General features: G+C 41.2%; 6 protein-coding genes. 2 read left to right on the plus strand and 4 right to left on the minus strand.

Annotation, left to right across the window (positions count from 1 at the left end; genetic code table 11):
* On the minus strand, nt 1-810 hold an 810-nt coding region (gene yiaK / locus AB4496_RS00590; protein WP_372130482.1), incomplete at its 3' end, for a 3-dehydro-L-gulonate 2-dehydrogenase.
* Between the two features lie 317 nt (nt 811-1,127).
* On the opposite strand from yiaK, the gene AB4496_RS00595 reads away from it, so the two are divergent.
* Entirely contained in the window at nt 1,128-1,658 is a 531-nt protein-coding gene (locus AB4496_RS00595; RefSeq protein WP_372130483.1) for a Fic/DOC family protein, read from the plus strand.
* 200 nt (nt 1,659-1,858) lie between these two features.
* Here AB4496_RS00595 and AB4496_RS00600 read toward each other — a convergent pair whose 3' ends face one another.
* The 3 genes from AB4496_RS00600 to AB4496_RS00610 form a co-directional block, all read right to left on the minus strand.
* Complete coding sequence (locus AB4496_RS00600) at nt 1,859-2,320, minus strand: RES family NAD+ phosphorylase (protein ID WP_016800264.1); 462 nt, start codon at nt 2,318-2,320, stop codon at nt 1,859-1,861.
* On the minus strand, nt 2,317-2,760 hold the full coding sequence (locus AB4496_RS00605) for an antitoxin Xre-like helix-turn-helix domain-containing protein (RefSeq protein ID WP_016800265.1): 444 nt from the start codon (nt 2,758-2,760) through the stop codon (nt 2,317-2,319). The genes AB4496_RS00600 and AB4496_RS00605 overlap by 4 nt, the downstream gene beginning before the upstream one ends.
* 406 nt (nt 2,761-3,166) lie before the next feature.
* Nucleotides 3,167-3,988, minus strand: coding sequence for a restriction endonuclease (locus tag AB4496_RS00610; RefSeq protein ID WP_102257489.1), 822 nt, complete (start codon nt 3,986-3,988; stop codon nt 3,167-3,169).
* Nucleotides 3,989-4,330: 342 nt separating this feature from the next.
* Between AB4496_RS00610 and AB4496_RS00615 the strand changes: the two genes are divergently transcribed.
* Nucleotides 4,331-4,603: a helix-turn-helix domain-containing protein gene (locus AB4496_RS00615; RefSeq protein ID WP_102257490.1), complete on the plus strand. Its 273-nt coding sequence runs from the start codon at nt 4,331-4,333 to the stop codon at nt 4,601-4,603.
* The last annotated feature ends 64 nt before the right edge of the window (nt 4,604-4,667 follow it).

The following is a 4,667-nucleotide window of genomic DNA, read 5'->3' on the forward strand; positions in this document are numbered from 1 at the left end:
GCTTAAGTCGATAGCGATAAGGAACTGAGATACACCAAACTCGCCACCCATATCTTCAGTCAGTGCAGGTACTGAGTGGCCGCCAGTGATTGCCGTTAGCATCATGTCTAGTACGATTGCCATTGATGAACCTTTCCAGAAACCCATTGGAAGTAGGCGTTTGTTTTCCCACAGTACATGCGGGTCTTTAGTGAGTTCACCTTCGTTGTCAAAGCCACCAACAACAGGGAGTTCTTTGTCAGCAAGCACGAAGTTTTGTAGTTGGCCGTAAGAAAATTGGCTCATTGAACAGTCAACAACCACCGGTGGATCGCCCGCAACCGCCATGATGAGAGGGTTTGAACCAACACGGTGATCTTTACCACCCCATGCTGGCATCACTGCGATTGAGTTGGTTGATGCAATTCCTGCAAAACCTTCGCGAGCCATTTTCAATACGTAAGCACCGCCACGCATCCAGTGGTTAGAATTACGCATACCGACCATGCCAATGCCGTAGTCACGAGCCAATTCCATGGCACGTTCTGCACAGATAAGACCGTTAAGAACGCCTGGGCCGTAGTTACAATCCCATTGCTCGAGTGCACCCATGCTGTTAACGCATTCTGGTTCCGCATTGAGTTTGATTTGACCTTTATCTACTTGGTCAATGAATACTGGAAAACGGTTGATGCCATGTGAGTAAGTGCCTTCGTTTGCCATCTCAACAAAACCAGCCGCAAGCTTGGTTGCCATCTCTGGCTTCATGTCGCGAGCTAAAAGGATTCGTTCGTATTCTTGTTGTAGTTTTTCTGTTGATACTAAAGGCATCTGTGTTCTCCGATAAGTTGAATTCCATAATACGGAATCAATTATTGTTTTTATTCCGAAAATATTCTGTGAGCAAAGTTACGAAATATTTCCTTATTAAGTTTTTCTCTAATAACTGTTAACTGGTTAAAAAGTGAAACAAAAAGACTTACCAATTCCGCAATGTGGAACAAATGATGTGATCTATATTGGATTTCAATCAAATATCTGTGGTCAATTGATTGTTGTTTCGTCCTAACTTTGCAAAATGTGGGGATATTAAGGAACAGTAACAGGACAAATACTGTTACTCAAATTCTGATGTTTTAATTAACAGATTGAATATACTTGACTCGGATGAACTTGAAAAAGCCGAAGTTGAGTTTACGAGTTATAGGTACCTTTCATACAAAAGTAATGTTTCTGAAATCAAGCATTTAGACTTCAATCACCTCAAATGTCTACATCACCATCTATTCCAAGATATTTTTGAATGGGCAGGTCAAGTTCGAGAAGTGGATATATCTAAAGGCTACACTCGATTCTGTACCGTTTCTAGGATTGAAGCTGAAGCTTCAAAATTATTTGATATTATCCCTTCGTTAGACAATTTGGCTTTGCCTGATCTTATCCAAGAATTAGCCAGTCTATTTTGCGAATTAAATTTGTTACATCCTTTTAGGGAAGGTAATGGCCGAACTTTACGTTTTTTCTTTGAAGAACTCGTATTTGTCCTTGGCTACACCATCGAGTGGCCTAAAATTACTCAACAAGAATGGATTGATGCAAATATTGCAGGGGTATCACTCGATTTAGAACCGTTAATTACAATATTTCGTTTAGCTCTATCTAGTGAAAAACAAGACTGAATTTTTGTGCGATTGCATTAGTTTTAATCGCCTAAACTCAGCTGAGGAGTGTTGAACCGCTTTTTTCTGTGAAAAATAACGGGGCGAAAGTGGTTTAACTTATCTTCGCCGTCTAACTTGATGTAGCCAAAAACAGATCAAACTAAATTGGAACTGACAAACTTTAATGTCCTCGGACAATTACAGTGGGAATAGCTGATTTATAGAAGCCGCGTATCGAAAGAAATTTCGTGTTTTTTGGCTGTTTTGATGAGTTTTGGATAACCTGGATGTTTTGTGTTGAGCACATAGTTTTGTTCGCGAGGCACAATCACCGATGGGATCGCCAGCGCCAAGCTTGAATAGCTCGATAACCATTGATCACCGATTTCGGCTGTCTGAAGCGGGGCTGGCTCTTCATTCCAGTTGTCCGGTAAGTCGTCATTTTCAAGGACCAAAGCATCGGCTTCATCCAGTTCCAACGTAAACAAGACATAATTTTCAAGTACTTTGGTATTTTTGAGATGAACCAAGATTTCTAAAATGGCAAGTGACTCTGACGCAGCAACATAAACCGCAGACCGTCCAATAGAATTCCAACGCCCTCCGTACAGTCTGGAGCCTTCGCCATCGAAAGCTGACTCTTCCCACTTTTCCTTTACGATTCGGTACAAAGTGATCAAGAAAATACCCCATGCTCTAATCGTCCAATTAGGTTTAGCACACCCTCTGATTCAGCAGTTGTGGCAACCATATCGATAGGGCGGCGATTACCCAAACCAACCACAGGGGATTTGATCCATTCACACGCGGCCAAAATATCACCTTCAAACAAGTTGATGGTTTGGTTGAATATCTCAGCAAAACGGTACAAACGATCACTTTCGTCTTTGTTAAAACGTCCAGCTTTCGATCTGCGGTTTAGTGTGGCTGGTGGAATTGTAACAGCGGTAGCCAACTCTTTCTTTTCCAATTTAGAGTGCTTGGCTAGTTTGTCAAAAACATCAAAATCCAGACCTTTATGAACAGACTCATAAAGGGTTACCCCTCGCGATGGAATACCTACTTGCTGCCAAAAGCTAGCTGGCTGTTTAACAGGCTTGAATGCTTGCATTTGTGACATAACAATAACTCCTTATCAGATGGTAGTGTCATTATGTATCAGATGATTGCGGTAGGCAAGTTTACAAGTACATAGCTTGGAAAATTGGAGAGCGACAAGTAAGTTAGAGCATTCTCTGCTTTATTTTACCAGAGAAAGAAACGCCGCAATTCCAACTGTCGGAAGACAATAGAGATTGAGAACATGAGTCGCGACGACATGCTGACTCAGAACTGGACAAGGTTCATCTAGAGAGGGTTTAAAAGAGGTAATTGCTCCAATATCTTGCCAGACCTAGCCTTGTCTTTCAGAGATACCGCAATAAATCAGTTGTTGGCCATGCCAAATAGCATAGATGCCAGCAGCAACTTTCGGGCCATCAAAGATTACTTGCTACAACAAGCGTATTTTGCGAATAGATTAAAACTCAGCAGTCGCAAGTATAACGACACTTTGGATACGTAGAGCAACCATAAAAAGACATACCAGATTTAGCTCCTCGCTTAGCAACACGCATTACAAGCTTAGATTGGCAACTAGGACAAATCATAGATTCGACGCCTGCCCTGTGTGTTTGGGGCGATATTGAGGGTTTATTTTGAAAGCTGCGGCCATCTTCAATCATATGTACTAGTTCGCTGCCGTTGACTAGCCACAGGCGCTTATCTAGAGAAAAAGTGACAGCCTCAGAAGTAAAGTCTCCTGAAGTTACGATAATCATCTTACTGGCATTGTTCGCGATCATGACACCGTACATTTCCCTTAGAATTTGCACACCCACTTTGCGAGTTTTCCAATGCTTACATTGTACAAGGCTTAATTCACTATCTTTTGTAAGCCAAATATCAACACCGCCATCAGATTTTTGAGCGAAAGACTGTTTGACCGCATACCCTTGAGACTTAAAGTATTCTCCGATGTAACTTTCAAATTCGATCCAAGTCAGGTGATTTAGTGGGGAAGTATTCCTCTGAATTTTAATCTGAGTGTTCGTCTTGAGATAGCTTCTTTTCCTCTGATATTGCTTGAAAAACGCTATCGGTGCGGGGAGAAGAAATAAGAACGTAAAATATGGAGCCATCAAGGGCAAGTTTGGAGCAATAGCTTCAAAGATGAAATTATTGCTATCCACGGCCAAGCTAGGTAATAGATATGAAAGCCCAAAATAAATACAAGCAGAGAGTACTACGCTTAACCACCATGGAGCGTCCATTAAGTGCCATATGATTCCATCGTTTTTTCGTGCCATTTGAAGATTACCTGATAAGCATTTAGATGCATTAAAACACAAACGATAGATGATCGATAGATGGTGGGTATAGTTTGTAAGGTGATATTTATCAGGATGATAGCTATTGATGAGCTAAGGCTGGGAAGGCAACGCTTGAATTCGGATTCCTTGTTCGGAATCCGAACACTTCTAACTCATAGTTGTTGAGTAGACGACATACTCAAGTCAAGATGACCGTGCTCACCAAGCGACTACAAACCAAAGTCTGCATGACATCAAATTTGGGAGTTAGCAGATTTTAAGGCACTTTCATGATAAATTTGCCAACATGATAAAATCGATTAACAACCTTCAATTTATATGAATGACCAACTAACCCCAATCAACAAAGACCATTTGAAAAAATTTATCCGAGCAGAACTGGAGCTAACATGGTTTGATAATAAATCAGCTAGTCCGGATATGTCTTGGGTTACTCCTACGGTGCTAGACACATTGTTTACTGAGTTGATAACTCATACGCGTGGTAATCAATCAAAGGCTGCTAGGATGTTAGGGATCAACAGGGGTGGTTTCAGCAAAAAATTAAACCAGATTACAAGTAATGAACTTGGATTGGTTGAAAGCCTATAGGTATATATCAAGCCTATTAGGACACAGCAGAGGGCGTAGCCATCATTACCTTGAAAAACGCCGC

The organism is Vibrio sp. 10N.222.46.A1 (assembly GCF_041473595.1).
Classification (GTDB): Bacteria; Pseudomonadota; Gammaproteobacteria; order Enterobacterales; family Vibrionaceae; genus Vibrio; species Vibrio tasmaniensis_A.

What these genes read in the sequence shown, in the direction of transcription:
- AB4496_RS00605 (WP_016800265.1), bottom strand. Translation starts at nt 2,760, where the DNA reads ATGTCACAAATGCAAGCATTCAAGCCTGTTAAACAGCCAGCTAGCTTT.
- AB4496_RS00610 (WP_102257489.1), bottom strand. Translation starts at nt 3,988, where the DNA reads ATGGCACGAAAAAACGATGGAATCATATGGCACTTAATGGACGCTCCA.
- AB4496_RS00615 (WP_102257490.1), top strand. Translation starts at nt 4,331, where the DNA reads ATGAATGACCAACTAACCCCAATCAACAAAGACCATTTGAAAAAATTT.